At 69.2% G+C, this 24,204-nt stretch carries 21 protein-coding genes; 7 read left to right on the forward strand and 14 right to left on the reverse strand.

The genetic code is table 11. The annotated features are described in order from the left end of the window. Positions 1 to 81: 81 nt before the first annotated feature. A complete protein-coding gene (locus AJAP_RS20070; protein ID WP_038513988.1) occupies positions 82 to 1,431 on the reverse strand; it encodes an NlpC/P60 family protein in 1,350 nt (449 codons plus the stop codon). Positions 1,432 to 1,773: 342 nt separating this feature from the next. Here AJAP_RS20070 and AJAP_RS20075 point away from each other — a divergent pair, with 342 nt between their 5' ends. Both AJAP_RS20075 and AJAP_RS20080 read left to right on the forward strand, forming a co-directional pair. Then, a complete protein-coding gene (locus AJAP_RS20075) occupies positions 1,774 to 4,581 on the forward strand; it encodes an aconitate hydratase (RefSeq protein ID WP_038513991.1) in 2,808 nt (935 codons plus the stop codon). 75 nt (positions 4,582 to 4,656) lie between these two features. Next, positions 4,657 to 5,460, forward strand: coding sequence for an alpha/beta fold hydrolase (locus tag AJAP_RS20080; protein ID WP_038513993.1), 804 nt, complete (start codon positions 4,657 to 4,659; stop codon positions 5,458 to 5,460). A 387-nt stretch (positions 5,461 to 5,847) separates the two neighbouring features. Here AJAP_RS20080 and AJAP_RS20085 read toward each other — a convergent pair whose 3' ends face one another. Together AJAP_RS20085 and AJAP_RS20090 are read right to left on the reverse strand one after the other, a co-directional pair. Next, positions 5,848 to 6,318, reverse strand: a complete 471-nt coding sequence (locus AJAP_RS20085; RefSeq protein WP_016334107.1) for an MgtC/SapB family protein — start codon at positions 6,316 to 6,318, stop codon at positions 5,848 to 5,850. 135 nt (positions 6,319 to 6,453) lie between these two features. After that, positions 6,454 to 7,407, reverse strand: a complete 954-nt coding sequence (locus AJAP_RS20090) for a LysR family transcriptional regulator (protein WP_038513996.1) — start codon at positions 7,405 to 7,407, stop codon at positions 6,454 to 6,456. A 144-nt stretch (positions 7,408 to 7,551) separates the two neighbouring features. Between AJAP_RS20090 and AJAP_RS20095 the strand changes: the two genes are divergently transcribed. The 3 genes from AJAP_RS20095 to AJAP_RS20105 are packed head-to-tail and all read left to right on the forward strand — an operon-like array spanning position 7,552 to position 10,240. Continuing rightward, positions 7,552 to 8,973, forward strand: a complete 1,422-nt coding sequence (locus tag AJAP_RS20095; protein ID WP_038513999.1) for an MFS transporter — start codon at positions 7,552 to 7,554, stop codon at positions 8,971 to 8,973. Positions 8,974 to 8,986: 13 nt separating this feature from the next. Continuing rightward, positions 8,987 to 9,877 carry an SDR family oxidoreductase gene (locus AJAP_RS20100; protein ID WP_038514001.1) on the forward strand — a complete coding sequence of 297 codons (891 nt, stop codon included), beginning with the start codon at positions 8,987 to 8,989 and terminating at the stop codon, positions 9,875 to 9,877. A 15-nt stretch (positions 9,878 to 9,892) separates the two neighbouring features. Then, positions 9,893 to 10,240 carry a darcynin family protein gene (locus AJAP_RS20105; RefSeq protein WP_038514004.1) on the forward strand — a complete coding sequence of 116 codons (348 nt, stop codon included), beginning with the start codon at positions 9,893 to 9,895 and terminating at the stop codon, positions 10,238 to 10,240. Positions 10,241 to 10,447: 207 nt separating this feature from the next. Here the strand turns inward: AJAP_RS20105 and AJAP_RS20110 are convergent, their stop codons facing one another. The 7 genes from AJAP_RS20110 to AJAP_RS20140 form a co-directional block, all read right to left on the reverse strand. Then, positions 10,448 to 12,052: an alpha/beta hydrolase gene (locus AJAP_RS20110; protein WP_038514006.1), complete on the reverse strand. Its 1,605-nt coding sequence runs from the start codon at positions 12,050 to 12,052 to the stop codon at positions 10,448 to 10,450. A 156-nt stretch (positions 12,053 to 12,208) separates the two neighbouring features. After that, positions 12,209 to 12,631: a nitroreductase family deazaflavin-dependent oxidoreductase gene (locus AJAP_RS20115; protein WP_051972828.1), complete on the reverse strand. Its 423-nt coding sequence runs from the start codon at positions 12,629 to 12,631 to the stop codon at positions 12,209 to 12,211. A gap of 46 nt (positions 12,632 to 12,677) precedes the next feature. Beyond that, positions 12,678 to 13,655, reverse strand: coding sequence for an L-histidine N(alpha)-methyltransferase (gene egtD / locus AJAP_RS20120; RefSeq protein ID WP_038514011.1), 978 nt, complete (start codon positions 13,653 to 13,655; stop codon positions 12,678 to 12,680). Further along, positions 13,652 to 14,416: an ergothioneine biosynthesis protein EgtC gene (gene egtC, locus AJAP_RS20125; RefSeq protein ID WP_038514013.1), complete on the reverse strand. Its 765-nt coding sequence runs from the start codon at positions 14,414 to 14,416 to the stop codon at positions 13,652 to 13,654. The genes egtD and egtC overlap by 4 nt, the downstream gene beginning before the upstream one ends. A 5-nt stretch (positions 14,417 to 14,421) precedes the next feature. Beyond that, on the reverse strand, positions 14,422 to 15,771 hold the full coding sequence (egtB, locus tag AJAP_RS20130; protein WP_038514016.1) for an ergothioneine biosynthesis protein EgtB: 1,350 nt from the start codon (positions 15,769 to 15,771) through the stop codon (positions 14,422 to 14,424). Continuing rightward, positions 15,768 to 17,030 (reverse strand): glutamate-cysteine ligase family protein, encoded by a 1,263-nt coding sequence (locus AJAP_RS20135; RefSeq protein WP_038514019.1) that lies wholly within the window; start codon positions 17,028 to 17,030, stop codon positions 15,768 to 15,770. Before AJAP_RS20135 ends, egtB begins: the two co-directional genes overlap by 4 nt. 128 nt (positions 17,031 to 17,158) lie before the next feature. Further along, positions 17,159 to 18,082: a LysR family transcriptional regulator gene (locus AJAP_RS20140; protein ID WP_037337353.1), complete on the reverse strand. Its 924-nt coding sequence runs from the start codon at positions 18,080 to 18,082 to the stop codon at positions 17,159 to 17,161. A gap of 163 nt (positions 18,083 to 18,245) precedes the next feature. Between AJAP_RS20140 and AJAP_RS20145 the strand changes: the two genes are divergently transcribed. Continuing rightward, entirely contained in the window at positions 18,246 to 19,433 is a 1,188-nt protein-coding gene (locus tag AJAP_RS20145) for a Glu/Leu/Phe/Val dehydrogenase dimerization domain-containing protein (protein WP_038514022.1), read from the forward strand. Between the two features lie 69 nt (positions 19,434 to 19,502). Here AJAP_RS20145 and pip read toward each other — a convergent pair whose 3' ends face one another. Next, positions 19,503 to 20,408 (reverse strand): prolyl aminopeptidase, encoded by a 906-nt coding sequence (gene pip / locus AJAP_RS20150; RefSeq protein ID WP_051972829.1) that lies wholly within the window; start codon positions 20,406 to 20,408, stop codon positions 19,503 to 19,505. Positions 20,409 to 20,667: 259 nt separating this feature from the next. Here pip and AJAP_RS20155 point away from each other — a divergent pair, with 259 nt between their 5' ends. Beyond that, positions 20,668 to 21,489 (forward strand): MarR family winged helix-turn-helix transcriptional regulator, encoded by an 822-nt coding sequence (locus tag AJAP_RS20155; protein WP_038514025.1) that lies wholly within the window; start codon positions 20,668 to 20,670, stop codon positions 21,487 to 21,489. A 4-nt stretch (positions 21,490 to 21,493) separates the two neighbouring features. On the opposite strand, the gene AJAP_RS20160 is transcribed toward AJAP_RS20155, so the two are convergent. Genes AJAP_RS20160 through AJAP_RS20170 form a run of 3 tightly spaced genes read right to left on the reverse strand, consistent with a single transcriptional unit; the run spans position 21,494 to position 24,204 of the window. Next, on the reverse strand, positions 21,494 to 22,225 hold the full coding sequence (locus AJAP_RS20160; protein WP_083649725.1) for an ESX secretion-associated protein EspG: 732 nt from the start codon (positions 22,223 to 22,225) through the stop codon (positions 21,494 to 21,496). Positions 22,226 to 22,249: 24 nt separating this feature from the next. Beyond that, positions 22,250 to 23,581, reverse strand: coding sequence for a hypothetical protein (locus AJAP_RS20165; RefSeq protein WP_148311534.1), 1,332 nt, complete (start codon positions 23,579 to 23,581; stop codon positions 22,250 to 22,252). Further along, a complete protein-coding gene (locus AJAP_RS20170; RefSeq protein WP_038514032.1) occupies positions 23,578 to 24,204 on the reverse strand; it encodes a DUF3558 domain-containing protein in 627 nt (208 codons plus the stop codon). Before AJAP_RS20170 ends, AJAP_RS20165 begins: the two co-directional genes overlap by 4 nt.

Consider the following 24,204-nt stretch of genomic DNA (forward strand, 5'->3'; position numbering starts at 1 on the left):
CAAATCCGAGGCCTCCGGCCGAAAAGAAACGCGCGCGCGTGTCGTCGCCCGACCTGCCGCCTTCAGTTCGGGAGACACGCTCTATCCGATCAGGCGGGTCGCGTACGGCATGATGCCGCCGTACCGCACCGGCGCGATCCGGACCCTCAGGCCCGACTGCGGCGCCTCGACCATCTGGCCGTTCCCGAGGTACATCGCGACGTGGTGGATGCCCCGCGCGCTGCCGCCCCAGAAGAGCATGTCGCCGCGGCGCATCTGGGAGAGCGGCACCTTGCGCCCGGCGTTGTACTGGTAGCCGCTGTAGTGCGGAAGCGACTTCACCCCGGCGAACGCGTAGATCATCAGGCCCGAGCAGTCGAAGCCGATCTTGTTGTAGTCGCCGTAGCGGTCGGCCGTACCACCGTCGCGGATACCGCGGGTGGGGCCGGAGGTGTTGCCGCCACCCCACGCGTAGACCACTCCGAGCTGCGCCAGCGCCCGCCGGACGACGGCCTCGACGCTCGCCCCGGCCGGAGCCGACTGGACGGGCCTGCCGGACGGACGGCCACCGCCGCCCTGGCTGGGCCTTTCCGCGGCGAGAGCGGCCTGACGGGCGCGCTCCTCGTCCTCGCGGGCCTTCTGCGCCTTCCAGTCCTCGTAGCGCTGCCGCTGCCCCTGCAGGCCGTTGACCTTCTGCTGCGCTTCGAAGAGCTGCTTCTCGACGCTGGCCTTGTCGGCTTCGAGTTTCTGGTTCTGCGTGGCCTGGGTGTCCTGGGCGTGCTGCGCGGCACTCTGCGCGTTGTCGGCCTCGTGCTTGGCCGCCTCGGCCGCGCGCTTGCGCTCCTGCGCGATCTCCAGCTTCTTGCGCGCGGTCGCGTCCTTGTTGGACTTGTCCGTCTGCGCGCGCTTCATCGCGTCGAGCGCGTTGAGCCTGCTGCCGCCGACCGCGTCGAGCATCTGGGCGCGGCCGAGGAGTTCCTTCGGGCTGTTGGCGGTCAGATACGCCGACACCGAGCCGATCGTGCTGCCCTGCTGGAAACTCGCGGCGGCGAATTTGTCGAGGTCGGCGCGGGCCTTGTCGATGGTCGCCTGCGCGGCGTCGGATTCGGTGCGCGCGGACCGCGCCTCGCGATCGGCCTGCGCGGCTTCGTCCTGCGCGGTCTCCGCGTCGACCCTGGCCTTGTTGGCCTCTTCCATCTTCAGCTCGACGTCGTCGTTGAGCTGCGCGAGCTTCGACTCGGCCTGGGCCAGCTGGTTCGTGAGCCTGCCGACGTCGCCCGCCTTGGCGTTGGCGTCGGCCTTGCTGGAGTTGATCTCGGAGTCACTGGGGTTAGGCGGAGGCGGCGGCACCGCAACGGCGGTACCCGTCACCCCGAGCAACAGGGCGATGCCGAGGGCGCCGATGGTCATGCCACGGCGGGCACCGGTCCCCGACCCGGCTTCACCACGCACGATCCACCCACCTCCCGATCTTGAACAATGAACTCACTGTGCCACTGCCGTCACAGCATTACCAGAAGCACCACCAGGAACTTACACACCGTAGGCACCATTTCCCCTCAACGGGGGACGAACAGACGAACGTTTCGTCACTCGAACGGCCGCAGGTCGATGAGACCTTCGCGACCCGCGTGTCGGCTTGCCAAGCCAAACAGGACGGGCGTACTGTTTGAAAGGACGAACGAGGTGTGCCATCCCGGGTCCGGACCTACGGTGGGGGTGCGCAACACTCGCTCCGGGTCGGCCCGAACGACCTGGAGAACACACCGAACTGACCCGCCACTGGAGTTAGAAGTGACCGCACCCGCCAGCAAGGACAGCTTCGGCGCCAAAGACACGCTGAAGGTGGGCGACTCCTCCTACGAGGTTTTCCGCCTGAACAAGGTCGAGGGCTCCCAGCGCCTTCCCTACAGCTTGAAGATCCTGCTCGAGAACCTGCTGCGGACCGAGGACGGCGCGAACATCACCGCCGACCACATCCGCGCGCTCGGCAACTGGGACGCCAAGGCCGACCCGTCGATCGAGATCCAGTTCACGCCCGCCCGCGTGATCATGCAGGACTTCACCGGCGTGCCCTGTGTCGTCGACCTCGCCACCATGCGCGAGGCCGTCACCGACCTCGGCGGCGACCCGGACAAGGTCAACCCGCTCGCCCCCGCCGAACTGGTCATCGACCACTCCGTCATCATCGACGTCTTCGGCCGCGCCGACGCCTTCGAGCGCAACGTCGAGATCGAATACGAGCGCAACCGCGAGCGCTACCAGTTCCTGCGCTGGGGCCAGGGCGCCTTCGACGAGTTCAAGGTCGTCCCGCCGGGCACCGGCATCGTGCACCAGGTCAACATCGAGCACCTCGCGCGCACGGTGATGGCCCGCAACGGCCAGGCGTACCCCGACTCCTGCGTCGGCACCGACTCGCACACCACCATGGTCAACGGCCTCGGCGTGCTGGGCTGGGGCGTCGGCGGCATCGAGGCCGAGGCCGCCATGCTGGGCCAGCCGGTCTCCATGCTCATCCCGCGCGTCGTCGGCTTCAAGCTCACCGGCGAGATCCCGACCGGCGTGACCGCCACCGACGTCGTGCTCACCATCACCGAGATGCTGCGCAAGCACGGCGTGGTCAGCAAGTTCGTCGAGTTCTACGGCGAGAGCGTCGGCGCGGTGCCGCTGGCGAACCGCGCCACCATCGGCAACATGAGCCCCGAGTTCGGCTCCACCGCGGCGATCTTCCCGATCGACGAGGAGACCGTCCGCTACCTCAAGCTCACCGGCCGCTCCGAGGAGCAGGTCGCGCTCGTCGAGGCCTACGCCAAGGAGCAGGGCCTCTGGCACGACCCGTCGCACGAGCCGGAGTACTCCGAGTACCTCGAGCTGGACCTGTCGACGGTCGTCCCGTCGATCGCCGGCCCGAAGCGCCCGCAGGACCGCATCGAGCTCACCGACGCGAAGAACTCGTTCCGCAAGTCGATCCACGACTACGTGGGCGGCGAGCAGGTCCCGCACACCAACGTGGACGAGGCCGTCGAGGAGTCCTTCCCGGCCAGTGACCCGGCCGCCCTGTCCTTCAAGGACGAGGGCGCGGTCGACATCCAGTCGGCGGCGAACGGCCACAGCGGCCGCCCGACCAACCCGATCAAGGTCAGCACCTCGGACCGCGGCGAGTTCATCCTCGACCACGGCGCCGTGGTGATCGCCTCGATCACCTCGTGCACCAACACCTCCAACCCGTCGGTCATGCTCGGCGCGGCGCTGCTCGCGCGGAACGCGGTCGACAAGGGCCTCGCGGTCAAGCCGTGGGTCAAGACCTCCATGGCGCCGGGTTCGCAGGTCGTCACCGACTACTACGACAAGGCCGGTCTCTGGCCGTATCTGGAGAAGCTGGGCTACCACCTGGTCGGCTACGGCTGCACCACCTGCATCGGCAACTCCGGCCCGCTCTCGGACGAGATCTCCGCCGCGATCCAGGAGAACGACCTCACCGCGGTTTCGGTGCTCTCGGGCAACCGGAACTTCGAAGGCCGCATCAACCCCGACGTGAAGATGAACTACCTCGCGTCGCCGCCGCTGGTCATCGCGTACGCGCTCGCCGGCACGATGGACTTCGACTTCGAGGCCCAGCCGCTCGGCCAGGACTCCGACGGCAACGACGTCTTCCTGAAGGACATCTGGCCGTCGGCCAAGGAGATCCAGGAGACCATCGACTACGCGATCACGCAGGAGATGTTCACCAAGGACTACGCCGACGTCTTCGACGGTGGCGAGCGGTGGAAGTCGCTGCCGACCCCCGAGGGCAAGACCTTCGACTGGGACGCGGAGTCCACCTACGTCCGGAAGCCCCCGTACTTCGAGGGCATGCAGGCGGAGCCCGCCCCGGTCACCGACATCGCCGGCGCGCGCGTGCTGGCGAAGCTGGGCGACTCGGTCACCACCGACCACATCTCCCCCGCCGGCGCGATCAAGCCGGGCACCCCGGCCGCGCAGTACCTGACCGAGCACGGCGTGGAGAAGAAGGACTTCAACTCCTACGGCTCGCGTCGCGGTAACCACGAGGTCATGATCCGCGGCACCTTCGCGAACATCCGGCTGCGCAACCAGCTGCTGGACGACGTGCAGGGCGGCTACACCCGCGACTTCACCCAGGCCGACGCCCCGCAGGCGTTCATCTACGACGCGGCGCAGAACTACGCGGCGCAGGACATCCCGCTGGTCGTCCTGGGCGGCAAGGAGTACGGCTCCGGTTCGTCCCGTGACTGGGCGGCCAAGGGCACGAGCCTGCTGGGCGTGCGTGCGGTGATCACCGAGTCGTTCGAGCGCATCCACCGGTCGAACCTGATCGGCATGGGCGTCATCCCGCTGCAGTTCCCGGCGGGCGAGTCGGCCTCGTCGCTCGGCCTCGACGGCACCGAGACGTTCGACATCTCGGGCATCACGAAGCTGAACGACGGCGAGACCCCGCGCACGGTCCACGTCACCGCGACGAAAACCGACGGCACCAAGGTGGAGTTCGACGCGGACGTCCGCATCGACACCCCGGGTGAAGCGGACTACTACCGCAACGGCGGCATCCTGCAGTACGTCCTGCGGAAGATGACCCAGGCGTAAGCACCACACGCGAAGGCCCCTTTCCCCGCACTTTCGGGAAAGGGGCCTTCGTGCGTTCTTCGGTAGCGTGGACGTATGACCCACGGTCGAATCCCGGTCGAGAACGGCGAGCTCGCGTACGAGATCCGGGGCGAGGGTGATCCCGTCGTCCTGCTCCACGGCGGCATGCTCGACTCCCGGATGTGGGATGCCGAGATGAGCGAACTCAGCCGGCGTCACACCGCCATCCGGTACGACGCGCGCGGACACGGCGAGTCGTCCACGCCGACGGAACGGTTCAGGCACTACGAGGATCTCCGCGCGCTGATGACCGCGCTGGACCTCCCCCGCGCGTCACTGGTCGGCTTGTCCGGCGGTGGGCGGATCGCGGTCGATTTCGCGCTGACGTATCCGGAGCAGGTCGAGAACCTCGTCCTCGTCGCGACCGGCCTCAGCGCGATGGTGACGAAGGATCCCTTCGTCCTGGAACAGAACAAGAAACTCGAAGAGGCGGGCGCCCGGGGCGATCTTCCCGCCGCCATCGAGTGCATCCTGCGCATGTGGGTGGACGGGCCCCGGCGGGCGCCCACGGAAGTCGATCAGCGGGTCCGGCTGCTGTGCCAGGAGATGTACACGCAGACGATCGTGCGCCACGGGCTCGCCGGCTTCACGCTGATGGACGAGCTACGGGCCATCGAGCGCGTCGGCGAGCTGACCCCGCGCACCCTGACCTTGGTGGGGGATCTGGATTCCACGGACATCATCGCCATCGCGGACCAGATCGAAAACGAGGCGCGCGACGCCCGGAAACTGGTCGTCCCCGGGGTCGCGCACATGATCAATCTGGAGAAGCCCGGCGAGTTCTCCGGGATATTGCTGGACTTCCTGTCCTGCTCGTGAGTCGTCCGTCTGGACACGTGTGTCGTCCGTCTGATCACATGTGTCGTCCCTACAGTCACGCGAAACCGCCCGAACGTAGGTAGCTGAGACACGATTGGTTCTCTTGACTCGTACGGCGAAGATGGCGCCGTGATCGGCGGCGCTCCGGCGCCCCGATGCGCCCAATGTGGCATGGGAGACGGTGTGCGTCCCCAATGCCACATTGGGGACGCGCTCAAATCGCCAACACGGGGCCCAGCAAGACGCGAAGGGTCCCATCACCGCATAAGACGCAGCGAAAGCCCCCTTATACCCAGCTGACGAGCACGACCCACCCTGCCATGAAGGACTCCTTCACGGACCCGAACGGGGACCGACCACAGCGAGGTCCCGTGGGCGCCCTTCGTTCTAACCGTCCTTACCACTCACGAGGTCGTCTTCCCGCTGTTCCGGGCGGCGGTCGACGACGCGGCCGAGCGGGCGCAACAGCACGTTGACCCCGACGATCACCGCAGTCCCGGCGAGTGCGACGACGTAAAGTCCCGCTCCCGCAAGGGATCCGACGGCGGCCGAGCACCAGAGGGTGGCCGCGGTGTTGAGCCCGCGCACGTTCAGGCCGTCGCGCAGGATCACGCCGGCGCCGAGGAAACCGATACCGGAGACGATCTGGGCGGCGACCCGCGTCGGGTCGGCGTCACCGCTGGTGTTCAGCCCGCCGAAACCGTGGGCGGACAACAGGACGAACAGCGTCGCGCCGACGGCGACGAGGGCGTTGGTGCGGAGTCCGGCCATCCGGGCGCGATACTGGCGCTCGATACCGATGACGGCGCCGAGGCCGACGCCGGTGCCGACCCTGAGCAGCATTTCGAAGGTGTTCATGGTTCCGGCTCTTTTCTGGCGTGCGTACACAAAGCCAGACAGGGAAAGGAGACCGGAGAAGGTCAGCGCACCGCGCACACGGGTGAACGGCGACCACGTCCGGTCGGTCCAGAACTGTCTTCCGGCATGTGCCGCTCACCTCGCTTTCGTACTCGATCGGTGTTGATCAACCTTCGGGACTCTACCACCGGACCGCCCGAGCGCGGCGTGGATCGTGTCACGCAGCCAGCGCTGGGCCGGGTCGGCGTCGAGCCGCGCGTGCCAGAGCTGGCAGACCTCGATCCGCGGAAGCTCGGCGGGGATCGGGAACCAGCGGATGCCGAGTGACCGGCCGTAGTGCTCGGCGAGCCGCTGGGGCGCGAGCCCGATGTAGTCGCTCGACGCGACCAGGAACGCGGCGACCGCGGAAGTGGGGACGACCGCGGCGACCCGGCGCTGGAGGCCGGCCGCCTCGAGCACGTCGTCGAGCGGGCCTCTGCCCCGGCCTCGCCGTGACGCGGAAACGTGGGGATAGCGGCAAAGCTGCGCCAGCGTCGGACGCCGCACACCGCCGAGCGGGCCGTCCGCCCTGACGATCGCGACCACACGTTCGTGGTAGAGCAGCTCCGAGTGGATGTCGGGGGCCGTGATGTCACCCGCGCCGATGTCCAGATCCACCGAACCGTCTCGCAAGGCTTCGGTGCTTTCACTGCCTTCCGCGACGAAGCGCAGGACGACGCCCGGAGCGACGGCGGCGGTCGCCTCGACGGCCACCGTCGCCAGTGTCGCGGCGACGCCGTCGTTGATGCGGATGGTGAAAGTGCGTTCGAGGTCGCCGAGAGACAACTCGCGGTCCGCGCTGATCAAGGCCGACGCCTCGTCGAGCAGCGATCGCACCCGCGGGGCCGTGCGGAGCGCGAACGGCGTCGGCACCATCCCGCGGCCGGCGCGCACGAGGATCGGATCCCCCATCGCGCGCCGCAACCGGCCCAGCGCCCGGCTCGCCGCCGGGATCGACAGATGCAGGCGTTCGGCGGCCGCCGTCACGCTGCCCTCCCGCAGCAAGGCGTCGAACACCCGCAAGAGGTTCAGATCCAGCTGATCGGCCATAGTTGCATCGTACGCAACTCTCTTTTGCCAATGTTGCGTGGCGCGAAGAATCCGCAGGCCCATAGCGTCGTGGACATGCCACTCCGACTTCAAATCCGCGACGCTGCCGAAACCGCGGCGGACCGACGCGGCCTGTTGACCGCCATGTGCGCCTGTGTCGTACTCGTCGTCGGGATGGTCGCCGCGATCAACCTCGCCGTCCCGATGCTCGCCGCGAGCGACCTCCACCCGTCCGCGTCGGCCTTGATCTGGATCGTCGACACCTACGTCATTTTCTTCGCCTGTCTGGTGATCCCCGGTGGAGCGGCGGGCGATCGCTTCGGCCGCAAGGGGGTCCTGCTCGCGGGCCTGGCGCTTTTCGCGCTCGGCGCGCTGCTGTCGGCGATCGCGCCGAACGTGCCCTTCCTGCTGGCGGGCCGGGCGATCACCGGGATCGGGGCCGCCGCGGTCCTGCCCAACACGCTCGCCGTCCTGCTGCACGCCATTCCCGCCGAGCGCAAGGGCGTGACCATCGCGACCTGGGCGTCGATGACCGGAATCGGCGGTGTCGTCGGGAATGTCGGCGGCGGGGCCGTACTGGCGGGCGGATCGTGGCGCTGGCTGTTCGCTGCCGCCGTCCCGCTCTCGCTGGCGCTCGCCGCGCTAGTCGCCCGGATCGCGCCGGTGTCGCCGCGGCACGAGCGGCCGCTCAGCCCGCTCGGCGCCGTCCTGCTCGTCGGCGCGTCGGTCGCGCTGCTGCTCGGCATCGTCGAAGGACCTGAAGCAGGGTGGACCAGCCCGATCGTCTTGGCCGGATTCGCCGGTTCGGTCGTGCTGTTCGCCTTGTGGATGTTCGTGGAACTGAAGGCCGAGCACCCGTTGCTCGATCCCCGGTTGTTCCGGGTGCCCGCGCTGCGCAGCGCCTGTCTCGGTATGACCGCGATCTTCTTCGGGATGTTCGCGTTGTTCTACGTCAACGCGTCCTTCCTCCAGTACGGCAAGGGTTTCGGGGTACTGCCGACCGGGCTCGGGATCATCCCGCTGACCGTCCCGGTCGTCCTCGGCGCGCGGCACGTGGGCAAGCTCGTCCAGCGCTTCGGAGTCGACGTCGTCGTCGCCATCGCGTTCCTCTTCTGCGGCTGCGGCCTCATCGGACTGTCCACAAGCGACTCTTCGACGCCGTATCCTGTCTACGCTGCCTGGCTCGTGGTGACCGGGATCGGTGTCACGCTGGCCCTGCCGACGTTGTCCGCCGCGATCTCCGGTTCACTGCCCCCGGCGCAGGCCGGTGTCGGCGCCGGGCTGCAGGCCACCACGCGCGAATTCGGCAGCGCGCTCGGTGTCGCGGTCATCGGCACCGTCCTCACCGGACGCTTCGTCGCGGCGCTGCCGGAAGACATCCGCGAGGCCCACGATCCGCACACCGTCGCGCAGGCCCTGTCTGTCGCCGCGCCCAGCCGCTCCCCCGAAGTGATCTCCGCGTTCGTCACCGGCGCGAGCACGGCACTCCGGGTGATCGGGGTCAGCGTGCTCGTCCTCGGGGCGCTCGTCGTCCTGCAATCACGGCTTTCCCGTAACACCAAGTAGAAGGAGCATTCCCATGCACGTATTCGTCACCGGGGCGACCGGCTGGATCGGCTCGGCCGTCGTGGACGAACTGCTCGACGCCGGCCACGAGGTCACCGGCCTCGCCCGATCGGACGACTCCGCCACCGCTCTGGAGCGGAAGGGCGCCCGGGTCCACCGCGGCGACCTGGACGATCTCGACGGCCTCCGTGCGGGCGCCGAGTCGGCCGACGCCGTCATCCACCTGGCGAACAAGCACGACTGGGCCAACCCCGCGGAGTCCGACCGGGCCGAGCGGGCGGCCGTCCAGACCTTCGCCGACACCTTGACCGGCACCGGCCGGGCCTTCGTTCTCGCCGCGGGCCTCTCGACCCTGGCCACCGGACGCCCCGCCACCGAGACCGACCTCTCCCCCGCCGTCGGCCCCGGCTCCCACCGTGGCGGCGCCGAGAACCTCGCGCTGGAGTACGCCGAAAAGGGCATGCGGGTGATCAGTGCCCGCTTCGCGCCGTCCGTGCACGGCGTCGGCGACCACGGGTTCGTCGCCGCGCTCGTCGCGGCCGCCCGCAAGCACGGCGTCTCCGGGTATCTCGGCGACGGCACCGCCGCCTGGGCCGCCGTGCACCGCACCGACGCGGCTCGGCTCGTCCGCCTGGGGCTGGAAGGCGCGCCCACCGGCTCGCTGCTCCACGCGGTCGCGGAAGAAGCCGTCACCACGAAAGAGATCGCCGAAGCCATCGGACGGACGCTCGACGTCCCGGTGGTGTCCGTGGCGCCGGAGAACGCCGCCGAGCACTTCGGGTTCGTCGGCCGGTTCTTCGCGCTGGACATGTCCGCGTCCAGCGCGCGCACCCGCGAACTCCTGAAGTGGACCCCGTACGGACCGAGCCTGGCCGAAGACATCGAAGCCGGCGCTTACGCCTGATCGAGAGGAAGCACCATGTCCGAAGTGACCGCTTTCATGCTGGTGAAGACCACGCCCGAGTGGCTCGGGCTCACCGTCGAACAACGGGTGTCGGCCTTCAAGACCGAGGTCCTCCCCGCCATCGAGAGCAAGGTGAAGGGCGTCCGGTCCCGCTTCTTCGACACCGAGTTCTACTCCGCGCGAGTGACCGACGTGTGGGTGTGGGAGGCCGACGACCACCACTCGTACCAGCTGCTCGTCGAGGCGCTGCGCGAGACGCCGTTCTGGGATCGGTACTTCGAGATGGTCGACCTTCTGGTCGGGGTCGAGAACGCGTATGCCACGAACTACGGTCTGGACGCCTACGCGAGCGTCGACACCTGAGGCGATGGGTGAGCCAGGCGCACCGGCGGCCGCGACCAAGCCGAAGCCGGTGCCCTGGTTACCCACCCGGATCTCCTGGACGAGCAGTTCGTCCGGCCAATCCGGCCCTCCCCGTCCGGAACCCTAGGGCCGGGAGTTCGGGACCGGTCCCCGGACGCCGCGAAGGCCACCGCCGAGACGGTGGCCTTCGTGGTGTTCAGCCTGGGATCAGGCGGTTTCGAACGGCTGGACGTTCGGCTGGAAGACCTGGCCGTTGGCCGGGACCTTCAGATCGATCAGGTAGTCGGCCGTCACCTTGTCCACCCCGAGCGAGTCGCCCAGGATGCAGTGCCCGAAGGCATCGACCGAGAGCAGCCGGGCGTTGCCCAGCTCGTCGGCCATCCGCTTCGAGAACAGGTACTGGGTCGCCGGGTCGTAGAAGTTGCCGACGACCAGGACCGGGGTGTCGGTCTTGGCCTGCCACGGGCCGCGGTAGACGTCCGGCTTCTTCACCGGCCACACCGGGCAGCCCGCCACGTCCGAGAACGCCTGGTATCGACCGAAGGTGGGCGATTCCTTCTCCCACTTCGCGGCGATCTCGGGGACCTTCTCCTGCTTGATCGTGATCTTCTTGTCCGAGCAGTTCACGGCGAAGTACGAGTCGTCGCCGGTGTACGGGCTGTCCGGGTTCGCGTCCGCGCGCCCGTTCGCCCCGGACCGCAGCACCTTCAGCTCGACGGCCTGAGCCGTCTGCGCCTGCGCCGCGGGCGGGTGGACGACGTTGTACAGCGCCTGCAGGTCGTCGGCCAGCGGCGGGAACGACGTCGGCGAGTACAGCACCCCGGCCACCGTGCTGGTGAACGCGTTGATGTCGTAGCTGCTCCCGTCGGGCAGCTTGACCGGCTGCTGCCGCAGGTGGTCGCGGATCTCGTCGAACTTCTCCCGCGGCGTTCCCGCGCTGAACGAGCACTTCGGCCCGACCTGCGCGCACTTGCGCAGGAAGGCGTCCAGCGCGATCTCGAACCCGCGAGCGCGCTCGCGGTCGTACTGCACGCCGTCGCTGGTGCGCAGCGCCGGATCGACGTTGCCGTCGATGACGATCGCCCGGCTCTGCTTCGGGAACATCGACGTGTACGTCGACCCGATCAGGGTCCCGTACGAGAAGCCGACGAAGGTCAGCTTCTGGTCGCCGACGGCCGCCCGCATCTTGTCGAGGTCACGCACGACGTCCTTGGTGGACATGTGGTTCAGCAGCGCGCCCGCGTTGTTCTTGCAGAACTGGCCGTAGTCGCGGTACGAGGCCAGCGTCCCGGAGATCTCCTGTCGCGACAGCGGCACGGGGATCTGCGCGGCGAAGACGTCGTCCGCGTCTTCCTGCGTGGTGAAGCATTTGAGCGGGTTGCTGGCGCCGACCCCGCGCGGGTCGAACCCGATCAGGTCGAACCGGTCCAGCACCTGCGGCTGGAAGTAGTTCGCCGCGCCGATCGGCATCCGGAACCCGGAGCCGCCGGGGCCGCCCGGGTTGAGGAACAGCGAACCGACCTTCTTGTCGGGCGTCTTCGCCGCCCGCTTCAGCATCGCGATGTCGATCGTGCCGAGCGCCGCGTTGTCGTGGTCGATCGGCACGCGATACCTCGAGCAGCTGTAGAACTTCACCTGATCGGCCGGAACACCGCGGAGCTGGTCCGCCGTGCAGGCACCCCAGTTCACCGGCGCCGTCGCACCGACCTGGGCGGCGGGCGGCCCGGCCTCTGGGGCGGCGACCGCCGTCCCGGACGCCCCGGTCAGCGCGGCGCCGGCCACGAGTGCCCCTACCAGTGCGAAACCGCGCACCGGCCTCCTTGTGGATCTCGGCAAAACGACTCCTCCCTCGGCTGGCGACGTGTCGGACCACGTCGCACGATGCGCCGCCGACGTCACGGCGCGTAACACCCAAGGAGCCTCGCACAGGCCGGTAACCCAGTCACCGGCCGAAAGGATGGTACGAACCTATCGAGTGGTTGTCTTCAACTCGAAAATCGGTAACACACGGCAAGCGGCGTTCTCCTCCATGGAGTAACCGGGCCAGAACTCCAGCAGCCGTTTCCACATCGCCTCGTACTCGTCTCCGAGCAGTTCCCTGGCCCTGACCGGGATCTCCTTGCCCGCCAGCGCGACGACCGCGTCGGGATGCGAGCGCAGGTTGTGCGTCCACGCCGGATCGTTCGGCCTCCCCCAATTGGAGCCGACGAGCACGAAACCTTCCCCGTGCGGAAAATACAGAAGATTGGTACTGCGGGGCAGCCCGCTCTTCCGGCCGGTCGTGGTCAGCCGCAGGGAAGGGAGCCCGGCCAGCGCGACCAGGCTCACCTTCCCCTTGAACAGCCGGTGGAGTCTCTTGTCCACCCAGATGATCCCGCCCGCGAGCCCCATCAGCCACGGTTTGGTGCCGAGCACACGGGCGAGCGACGTGAGAGGGTTAGCCACGGACAGATCTTGCCAGGCTCACCCCGAACCGCGATTCCGAGTCCGTCCACCATTTCTCCACCGAGAAACCGGCTTCGGCCAGTTCCGCCGCGATTCCCTCCCGCCGGAACTTCGCGGAGATCTCGGTGCGCACGTATTCGCCCTCGTCGAACTTCACGTGCATGTCGGCACCCGGGATGTCGACGGCCAGCGGCTCACGTGCCCGCAGGCGCATTTCGATCCATTCGTTCTCTTCGTCCCAATACGAGACGTGGTCGAACGCGGCCGGGTCGAAGTTCGCGCCGAGGCCGTTGTTGATCACGTGGAGCATGTTGCGGTTGAACTCGGCGGTCACCCCGGCGGCGTCGTCGTAAGCGCGCTCCAGGGTCTCTCGGTCCTTCACCAGGTCCGTCCCGAGAAGGAACCACTCCCCTTCGTCGAGCACCTCCCGGACCGAGCGCAGGAAGGTGGCTCGGTCGGCGGGGAGGAAGTTGCCGATCGTGCCGCCGAGGAAGACCACCATCCGCGGCCGGTCGCCCGGCAGCAGGTCCAGATGCTGGGTGAAGTCACCGACCACGCCTCGGACCTCGAGGGACGGGTAGTCGGCGGTGATGGCTTCCGCGGCCTCGGCGAGCGCGGTCTCGGAGACGTCGAGCGGGACGAACTCCTTCAACGTGCCGTGGCTCGTGAGCGCGTCGAGCAGGAGCCTCGTCTTCTCGCTCGATCCGGAGCCGAGTTCGACCAGGGTGTGCGCGCCCGAGCTTTCGGCGATCTCGCCGCCGCGCGCGGCGAGCACCTCCCGTTCGCTCCGGGTCGGGTAGTACTCGGGCAGTGCGGTGATCTTTTCGAACAGCTCGCTGCCGCGCGCGTCGTAGAACCATTTGGGCGACAACCACTTCTGGTCCGCCTCCAGGCCGGCACGGACGTCCGCGCGCAGCTGCTCGGTGATATCCGATTCGCTGTGGTGTACGTCGAGGTCGAGTTCGGTCATCGTGCCTCAGGGCTCCGATCGGCTTCGAGGGGCAGGATCTCCACGCCGGCGCCGGTGACCCGGACGGCGTGGTGGTCGGGAACGGGAGTCCAGCCGGGTTCGTCGTCGCACGGTTCCGACGCGACGAGCACACCGTCTCCGATGTCCCGATAGGACAGGGAATGCGTCCACGCGGTACCGATGAGCGTCCGGCCGTCGGTCAGCAGGAGGTTGAGCCGCGAACCCGGCCCCGACTCCTCGACGACTCCGGTCAGCCAGGTGACGGCCGCGAGCGGGTCTTCGCCCGCCTCGAGCCGTTCACGCAGCAAAGCCCACAGCAGTACCGAATCCGTGGTCGCCTCCAGCGTCAGCAGCCGGGTGATCGGCAGCTTCGCGGCGAGCTCGGCCATCGAGTCCGGCCAGCCCCGCACCAGCCCGTTGTGGCTGAAGAGGTAGCCGCCGCCGGTGAACGGCGCGTTCGCCGCCTCGACCACGGGCATCCCCGTCGTACCGTTCCGGACCGCCGCCAGGAAGGCGTGCGACCGGACCGACCCGGCGAGGGCGGGCAGGTCACCGTCCGTCCACAAAGGAGCTGACCGGCGCAGGCGCAGCGGCTCGGGGCCCTCGGCGTACCAGCCGAGGCCGTACCCGTCCGCGTTGACCGAGCCGCCGCCCCGCATGTCACGAGGGGCGTACGACTGCACGAGCAGCGAATGAGGGGCGTGAAAGAGCGTCTCGGCGGGCGAACGCGGCTCGCCGAGATACGCGACGTGACGGCACATGCCGCTCAGGCCACCTCGCTCGGCCGCGCGTCCCGGGCACAGCGGAACCCGGAGAAGATCTGCCGCCGGATCGGGTGATCCCAGTTGCGGAACGTGCCGCGGATGGCCGCCGCGTCCGTGCCGAACGAGCCCCCGCGCAGGATCCGGTAGTCCCCGCCGAAGAACACCTCCGAGTACTCCTTGTACGGGAAGGCGGCGAATCCCGGATACGCCTCGAAACCGCTGCTGGTCCACTCCCAGACGTCACCGATCAGCTGGTGCACGCCCAGCGGTGACACACCCGCCGGGTACGCGCCGACCTCCGCGGGCCGCAGATGCCGCTGCCCGAGGTTGGCGTGGTCGGGCGTGGGTTCCTCGTCGCCCCAGGGGAACCGGCGCGACCGGCCGGTCGCCGGATCGAACCGGGCGGCCTTCTCCCACTCCGGCTCCGTCGGCAGGCGCCGCCCCGCCCAGGCCGCGTACGCCTCGGCCTCGTGGAAGGAAACGTGGACCACGGGTTCCGCGGCCGGCACCTTCTCGTAGACGCCGAACCGTGTCCGCCACCAGCCGTCCTGCTCCCGTTTCCAGAACCGCGGCGCGTCGATGCCGTGTTCGCTGCGGTACGCCCAGCCGCGCTCGCTCCACCACCTCGGGTCCTCGTAGCCGCCGGAGTCGAGGAACTCGGCGTACGCCCCACAGGTGACCGGCGCGGTGTCGATGAAGAACGCCTCCACCGCGACCTCGTGCGCCGGACGCTCGTTGTCCAGCGCCCACGGCTCGGCGGAGGTGCCCATGGTGAAGGCACCGCCGGGTACGAACACCTCCGCGGGCAGCGGCCCGGACCGCGACGACGGCGGGGCGGGCGCGTGCAGCACCGGATCGCCCTTGCGCAGCTGATGGGTGGCCAGCATCGTCTCGTCGTGCTGCTGCTCGTGCTGGGTGATCATGCCGAAGGCGAAGGCGTCCTCGGTGAGCCGCCTGCCTTGCAGCGGAACGGTTTCCAGGATGTCGAAGGATTTCTCCCTGACCTCGCGGACGTACTTGCGGGCTTCCTCCGGCCCCAGCAGGGGCAGCGCCGGGCGATCCGCGCGGGCGTGCTGGAACGCGTCGTAGATGTCGTCGATGTCGGGCCGGAGCGCCTCGCGGCCGCCGACGTCGCGCACCAGCCAGAGCTCTTCCTGGCTGCCGATGTGCGCGAGGTCCCAGACCAGCGGCGACATCAGTTTCGAATGCTGGCGGACCAGGTCTTCGTCGTCGACGCTCGTCAGCGCGACACTGCGCTCACGGGCTCTGGTGAGCGCCTCGGCCGCGTGAGCCCGCAGGTCTTGCGGGCTCAGCGCGCGAAGCGGGTTGGTCTCGGTGCTTTCCACGCTCATGACTGGTGGCTCCTCGAACCCCTCACGAGGGATTGCACGCCCTCGCTGATCTCGGTGATGGTCTCCGGCGGCAGACCGGTCGTGCCCAGCTCGGCACAGCCGAGGTCCACCACCTTGCTCGCGACGTCGGCGATCGCCCGGTCGGCGAGGCCGAACCGGGCCGCGCACTCCCAGCGGCCCATGACCGGTTCGCACAGTTCGAGCACCTTGTCCGCTGTGGACGGACGCGCGAGCAGTGCGGCCAGCAGGGCCACCGGGTGCAGCCACCTGGCGGCGGGCTGGGCGTCCAGGTAACGGATCTCCAGATACCCCTGTGGACGGACCGGGGTGAAGAACGTCGTCAGGTGATAGGCCAGGTCGTCCTCGGTCGGCTTGCCGAGCCCGGCGCCCTCGCCCCGTCCGTCGATCCAGTCGGCGAAGGTCAGGGAATCGGGCGCGTCCCAGCGGCCGTCGGGGCCGGGAAGGACCATCAACGGGGTGTCCAGGACCCTGCCCGCCCACCCGGCGGCCGGATCCTTGCCCGGTTCCGCCGACCGGGTGCGGGCCTTCTCCGTTTCCATGACGGCGAGCCAGCGCGCGGACGCGTGGCCGGTGTCGCGTCCGGCGTGGATCCGGGAATTGGCGAAGGTGGCGAGCAGAGGTGGGCCGAGCGCGTGGACAGCGGCCCAGCGGACCGGCAGATCGTGTGCCTCGCCGGTGTCCACACAGACCTGCAGGCCCGCGGTGCTGCACATCATCGTCGCGCCGCCGTCGCCCATCGGGGCGAAACGGCGTTCCATCGCGGCGTAGCGCGGGGTGCCCAGCTTGCGGGCGGGGGCGCGATGCCTGTCTATCCCGGTGTCCCCCAGGTACAGGCCTCGTGCGGCGAGAAGACTTTCGAGATGGGCCAGATCGGCCGAGACGACGGCGTCCAGGTGACGCAGCGTGGTCTGTGGTTGAGCGGAGATCTCCACCTGGCATCCGGGCTCGAGGCTCAGCGGTGAACCTGCCGGAAGCGGGAGGGCGGGGCTGTCGGGGCGCAATGTCCGCGGTGTGTGCGGACCGAGCGCGCCGGCGAGATCGTCGGGATCGAGGGGCCGGGCGGGTTCGTCGGCGTAGTGCACGGTGAATTCCAGCTCTACGCCGAGAAGTCTCGGTGGCCCGTGTTTGAAGCACACGGAAGCCACATACGCCTCACCTTCGGCGCGGTCCGAAAGGACCTTCGCCGTCGCGTTCGACGCGCTCCCGGACTTCTCGGGGAAATCATGAACAGTAGTCATCTTTCCGCCGTCCAGTCGGTTGTCCGATAACTGAGATACCTTGACTTCGGACGCTACACGCGGGGTCCGACAAAATCAGTCCGGTTCTTGCCGGGCAGGATCGCCGGACCACGTTCCGGGACGGACGATCAGGGCAAAGCGGGCTCCGTGCCCAGGCCCAGCGCGGCCGCCGCGTTCCGCACCGCCTCGATCACCAGCTGCAGCGCCGGCCGCCGCGACGAGGTCGTCCGGTAGGCGATCGAAACCGTCCGGAGCAACGGTGTGGTCAACGCGACGACGTCGATCCCCGGCGGCCGGAGCCCGAGCCCGAGGTCGGAAACGAGGGTCACCCCGAGCCCCGCCCTGACCATCGCCATCGCCGTGGACTGCTCCTCGACCTCGTGGTTGATCTTGGGCTCGAATCCGTGCCGGTGACACGCCGTGCGCACCGCGCGGCCGAAATGACTCTTCGGGCTGGCGAGGATCCAGGGATGCTCACCCAGTTCGAGTAAAGACGCGCTGCCGGCGGGCACCGCGCCGGCGGGTACGGCGGCGTGCAGCCGTTCGACCGCGATCACCGCGCGCTCCAGGCCCGCGTCCCACGGCATCGGCGCGTCGGAATAGTCGAGGACGAACGACAGATCCAGTTCGCCGTCACGCACGGCGTCGGCGGTGTCCTCGGGAGCCAGCTCACGGGTCCGGACCTGGATGCCCGGATGCTCACCCGCGAGCGCGGCCAGAGCGTGCGGCAGCAGACCCGACGCCACCGACGCCCACACTCCGGCCATGAGGCGCACCGAAACGGTTTCCTGCGCCTCTTCCAAGGCCAGTGTCGCCCGTTCGACCGACCCCAGGATCTCCTCGGCGTGCTCGGTGAGCAGCAACCCCAGTTCGGTCAGCTGCACCCGTCTGCCGAATCGTTCGAACAGCTTCGCGCCCACGTCCCGCTCCAGCTGAGCCAGCTGCTGCGATACCGCCGAAGCGGTGTAATGCAGCGAAGCGGCGGCCGCCGTGACGGTGCCGCGCCTGCTCAGCTCGCGGAGCATCCGCAGGCGGTGCAACGAAAGCTCCATGGCCCCAACGTAATCGGGTGCGGTCGCGGACGCCCGGTGACGCGTTACACCAGTTTCTCTGCACATCATCGTTCAGATTCGGTAAATGGACGCGCGCGCCCGCGTGGGCGCACCCTCGGAAGTGGCGCAGGAACGACCCCGAATCCACGAAGGAGGTGGCCGCATGGCCGCGAGGAACGCCGAACCGCTGATGAGGCTCGTCTGGACCGACCCCGTCACCGGTGCCACCGGCTACCTCGTAGTGCACAGCCTGGTCTCCGGTATCGCGACCGGCGGGACCCGGATGCGCGCGGGCTGCACGATGACCGAGGTCGAAGACCTGGCGAGGGGGATGGCGAACAAGACCGCGACCTTCGGCCTGCCGGTCGGCGGGGCCAAGGGCGGTATCGACTTCGATCCGAAGGACGAGCGTGCTTTCGGTGTGCTGGAACGGTTCTGCTCGTTCCTGCGGCCGTGGATCGACAACCACTGGGTGACCGCCGAGGACCTCGGCGTGCCCCAGCACCTGATCGACGAGGTGTTCGCGAAGCTCGGGCTCGAGCAGTCGTACCACGCCGCGATCCGTCGTTCGGCCGATCCGGCGCACACCCTTCGCCGCGTGCAGGCCGGGCTGAGCACTCCGGTCCCCGGCGGGCTCCTGCTCGGCGACGTGATCGGCGGCTACGGCGTCGCACAGGCCTGCCTCGGTGTCGCCGACGCGTGGGAATGGGCCGCCGAGAAGACCACGGTCGCCATCCAGGGCATCGGCACCATGGGCGGCGGCGCGGCCTGGTATCTGCACGAAGCCGGGATGAAGGTCGTCGCTGTCGCCGACGCGGCCGGGACGCTGTACCGGCCCGAAGGTCTCGACATCCCCGCGCTGCTGGAACTGCGCGACTCCTACGGCGAGATCGACCGGAGCCGGCTCCCCGCCGACGTCCGGCTGCTCCCCCGCGACGAGATCGTGGCGACGGAGGCGGACATCCTCGTCCCGGCGGCGATCTCCTACGCGCTGCGCGCCGGGAACCAGGGCGTCGTCAAGGCGAAGGTCGTCATCGAAGCGGCCAACGCGGCGACCACGCCCGACGCCGAGGCGGGGCTGGCGGCCCGTGGTATCCCGGTGATCCCGGACTTCGTCGCGAACGCCGGCGCGGCCGCGTGGGCCTGGTGGCTCCTGCTCGGCGAGGTCGGCGCCGATCCCGCCGATTCGTTCCTGCGCCTGCGGACCGAGATGCGGGCGAAGGTGGCCCTGCTGCTGAGTTCGTGGAACCTGGACCGGATCGCACCCCGCACCACCGGGCTGCGGCTCGCCGAAACCACCCGTTCGGACGCCACCGCTCCCGAAACCTCCCCCGCGCTGGTCATCCCCTGACAACGCGCGTGAAGGCCTCCTTCCCTCGGCTCAGTCGAGGGAAGGAGGCCTTCACGCGCGATCCGTGGCTCAGGAAGCGAAGCGGTCCGTCGCGCCGATGAGGACTTCGCGCATCGGCTCGTCCTGGGTGCTGTGGCCGACCTCGTCGATGACCACCAGTTCGCTGCCGGGCCACGCGTGCGCCAGCTCCCACGGGGTGCCGATGAGGTTGCCCAGGTCGAGACTTCCTTCGGCGAGCACGGCCGGGATGTGGGCCAGTTTCCCGGCCTCCCGCAACACCACGCCTTCGTCCAAAAAGGACCCTTGGCTCCAGTAGTGCGTGACCAGCCTGGCGAAGGCGAGCCGGAACTCCGGCGTCTCGAAGCTCTTGTACGGCGGCGAGGTCGGGATGATCGCGTCCTCCCAGGCGCACCAGTCGGCCGCCGCCTTCTCGTGCACCGCCGGGTCGGGGTCCATCAGCAACTTGAGGTATGCCGCCGCCAGGTCACCGTCGCGATCCTCTTCGGGAACGCCGTCGCGGAACTTCGCCCACGCCTCGGGGAAGACGCCGCCCAGGCCGCGGGTGAGCAGGTCGGTCTCGCTCCGCCGTCCGGTCGCCAAGCCCATCAGGACCATCTCCGAGACCCGGTCCGGATGGCGCTCGGCGTAGACCAGCGCGAGCACCGAGCCCCAGGAACCGCCGAAGAGCAGCCACTTCTCGATGCCCAGATGCTCGCGAAGGCGTTCCATGTCCGCGATCAGGTGGTCGGTGGTGTTGGCGGAAAGGTCGGCCTCGGGCTCCCCCGCGTGCGGGGTGCTCCGGCCGCAGCCTCGCTGATCGAACAGCACGACGCGGTACTTGGCCGGGTCGAAGTACCGGCGCAGCCCGGTACTGCAGCCGGTGCCGGGGCCGCCGTGCAGTGTGACGGCGGGTTTGCCGTCGGGATTCCCGCAGACCTCCCAGTACACGAGGTGCCCGTCGCCGACGTCGAGCATCCCGTGGTCGTACGGTTCGATTTCCGGATACAGCCGTGTCACGTTCTCGTCCTCCCAGACCCCGCCAGAAATACAACAGCGCTGTCACAATAGCCGGGGTCGTGTCCTGGCGCGCGGGATTAAGCAGTGCGGGGACTTGGGCGAGCGTCCCGATCTTCCGCGAAATTCCCTGCACCGGATGTCTGTTCCGGCGTGACTGATTCGTGGACAAGGTGAGCGGCCGCCGCGAGGGTGCCGCCACGAAGCCTCAGGGGATGAGATGCCGAACGCCCGCCGCATGTACGACCTGATCGAGCCCATCGGCCTGGTGCCCTACTTCGCCGACGAGTCGGACGAGGCCCTGATCGCGCTCGGCCTGCGCGGCCAATGGGACGCCTACTTCGCCGGGCGAGCCGCGCCGTTCGGGCGGTCGGTGCCCGCCGAGGTCGTCCACGCGATCTTCTACAACTTCGCCCCCGGCGAGGTGGCCCGCCACATCCCGAAGGTCTGGGAGCTGACCACCCCCGAGGCGGCCTTGGCCGCCCGCGAACGAGGATGCGTCGCGGGGATGCGGCGGATCCTCGGCGAACTCGCCGACGCCTCCGAGATCACCCGCGCAGGCGACCTCCTGCTGAAAGCCGCGACCAGCGCGCCGGTGGAGGGACGCGCCCTCTACGCCGCCCTCCGCACTGTCCCGGTCCCGCGGGAGCCCGTGGCCAGGCTGTGGCACGCCGCCACTCTCCTGCGTGAACACCGCGGCGACGGCCACACCGTCGCCTTGCTGGCCGAGGGCATCGGCGGCACGGAGTCCCATGTGCTCCACGCCCTGTCCGTCGACATCCCCGCGAACGAGTTCGGCCGGGTCTGGCACCTCCCCGCCGCCCGGCTGACCGCGATCGTCGACGGGATGCGCGACCGCGGTCTCGTCGGGGACGACGGCCGGCTCACCCCGGCCGGGCGCGCCACGAAGGAACGCGTCGAGGCCATGACCGACAGGCTCGCGGAGACGCCATACAACGCCCTTAGCGCCCAAGAACTCGAGTGTCTCGTCGCCGACCTCGAACCGATCTCGGCCGCGCTCAGGGCGGTGTTCCCGTGGTGACGGTCTAGCCGGCCAGGGTGCTGGAGACGTGCCTGAGCGCGTCTGCCAGCTCCGCCGGGCCCGCCGGTCCGATGTGGACCACGGCGTCGTTGCCATGGCCGGTCGTGTAGCTCAGGTACCGGCCCCAGTCCGTGTCGGCGAAATGGAGCGGATCCTCGGCGGCCACATGCCTGCCGACCTCGTCCCGCTTGCCGACGTAGAGCTCGCCGCTCCCCTCGACCGGTCGCTGCACGAGGCTGACGATGTCCGCGATCACCGGCGGCAGCGAATGCGTGTCCGGGCCGCGGCGGGCCGCTTCTTCGAGCTCGTACGCGCGGACCGTGCGCAGCCTGCCGCCACCCGCCGGGACGGGCGGCAGCTGTTCGATCAGCGTTTCGGGCAACCGTCGCCGATCGATCTCCTGCAGCCCGACCCAGTCGCCCGACGCCACCGCCAGGACCGCCTGCAGCCCCAGCGAAGCGGCGAGGACGCCGTAGGTCTGGCCTCCCGTGTTCACCCAGCCGTAGTACTCGATGGCCGGTTTCGTGAGCACCGGAAGCCAGTCCAGGAAGTCGACCGACGCGCGGCCGCTCGAATCCAGCAGCCCGGCCTGCGCCAGCGCCGCTTCCACACGCTTGTCCGCCTCCGCGCGGGCCGTCCTGGACAGCCAGCGCGGTTCGGGACGCAGCGTGATGTGCAGGTCGCCGACGCGTTCGCGTTCGGCGAGCACCGCCAAGGCTTCGACCGGGACGTCCACCCGGCCTGTTCTCACGGTCATCCGCTACTCGCCGATGACCGGCGGACTGGTCCGCTGGTCGGTGCCGAAGATCGCGTCCGGGTCGGCCTCGATCAGGTAGTCGGGACGCTGGTGCTCGTCGTCCTCGTCGCCGTCGGCGCGCCGGCCGCCGGCTCCCATCGGACCCATCTGCCCGCCGCCACGACCGCCCGCTCCGCGACCGCCGGCCAGGTGGTCGGCTCCACCGATGCCACCGAGACCGCCCATGCCGGATCCCCGGCCCGAGCCCAGACCGCCGGAACCGGGAGCGCCCGCCCGGCCGCCGGTGCCGCCCTCGCCACCGAGCAGCCTGCCCGCGGCGCTGTTGGGCGGGGGCACGTTGCGACCGCCGGTGCTTCCCGGCGGATTCTGCCCGGGACCGTTGGGGTTGTAGTTCTGGCCGGGGCCGTTCGGCAGGCCGATGACGTTGTCCGAGTCGCCGCCGGGACCCCGTCCGGGGATCCTGCCCGGGATTTCGGTCGTCGGCCCGGGCTTGCCCTTGCCACCGCCGGACGGCCGCGTGGTGTCGTCCCCGTCGCCCGGCTTGCGCGTCGTGGGCGGCGGGATGGTGGGGTCGGGCCGGTCCCTCGGGATCACCGGACGGTCGTCGTTCGGGCCCGGTTTGGTCGGCGTGCGATCGTCGCCGCCCGGCCTGTTCTGGTTCGGGTTGGTGCCGTTGTCGTCCGTGCCGCTGGTGTCGGTGCCGTCGTTGTCGTCCCCGCCGCCGTTCCTGATCGGCTTGACCGGGATGACCGGCGGGTGGACCGGGGGCGTACCGCCGGGGGTCTTGACGCTGACGTCCGCACCGTCGTTCTTCAGCACGCCGTAGTCGGTCGGCAGGCTGGAGCTCGTGCTGCTGGTGACCGAGTCGTACTGGTCCATCACGCGGACGTTGTTCTGGTTCGCCGCCTCGTGCTTCGCGACGCCCTCTTGGTAGTTCTTGATGTCGTTGTTGACCATGAACGGCCCGGCGATCGGGATCGCGCCCTTCAGGCCGGTGGTCCAGGGGTTGGGCTTGTCCGGCTTCGGCGGCACGGGGACGACCGTCTGCCCGGAGTCGTCGAAGCTGTCGGCCTGCGTCGTCACCGAATCCCTGGTCTGGAACAGCGGCTGCGCGGTCTCCTTGAAGGCCTGCTCCAGCGGTCCCGCGCCGGCGTTCGCCGCGTCGGCGGCCGAACCGGTCCAGGAAGACGTCATCCGTGTCTGCAGGGACTTGATGGCCATGCCGCGTTCGACATAGGCGTCCGAGAGTTCGGCGATGCGATCGGCCGCCGAACGCAGGTTGCGGGTGTCGCCCTGGGTGAAGTTCTCGAAGATCTGTTTGCCGTCCACTCTCATGCCCCCTTGAGTGTCTTGATCATGGCCGACGCGAGTTTCCGCGCGGTCCCGCACGAATTCTGTTCGTCGCCGTAGCCGGCGGCCAGGGTGTTGATCGTCAGGTCGTCCGCGACGCCCACCGCGAGATCGCAGTTACCCCGCGCCCGCCGGTCCTGGATTCCGTAATAGACGGTCGGATAGCCGTCGACCTCGGGGCCGGGCTCCAGAAACCGCAGCTGCCCGGATTCCTTGGCCTTGTACATTCCGGCCAGGCCGCCCGCGCCCTTTTCACGGTTTCCGCTGCCGAGGATGATCTGCAGCGTCTCGCCTTTGCCCCTGATGAACCAGCCGCAGCTCGGATTGCTCGACTCGGACCTGGGCTCGCCAGGCTCGGTGAACCCCAGCTCCGCTGCCGCGGCGGCGGGAAGCAGCTTGCAGGCGTCGCCGACGTACGCCGAGGCGTCCAGCGGATTCGCCACCTTCGGGACGTTCGGATCCTCCGGTGCCGCCGACGAGTCCGATGACGGCGCCGATCCGCTGCTGGGCGACGGTTTCCCGGGGTTCTCCCCCGTGCAGCCCGCCACCGCGACGGATACGAGCATGAGCGCCGCCACCGCGGCGCGTTTCCTCAACACGTTCGGCAT

The sequence above is a fragment of the Amycolatopsis japonica genome, assembly GCF_000732925.1.
Lineage (GTDB): Bacteria > Actinomycetota > Actinomycetes > Mycobacteriales > Pseudonocardiaceae > Amycolatopsis > Amycolatopsis japonica.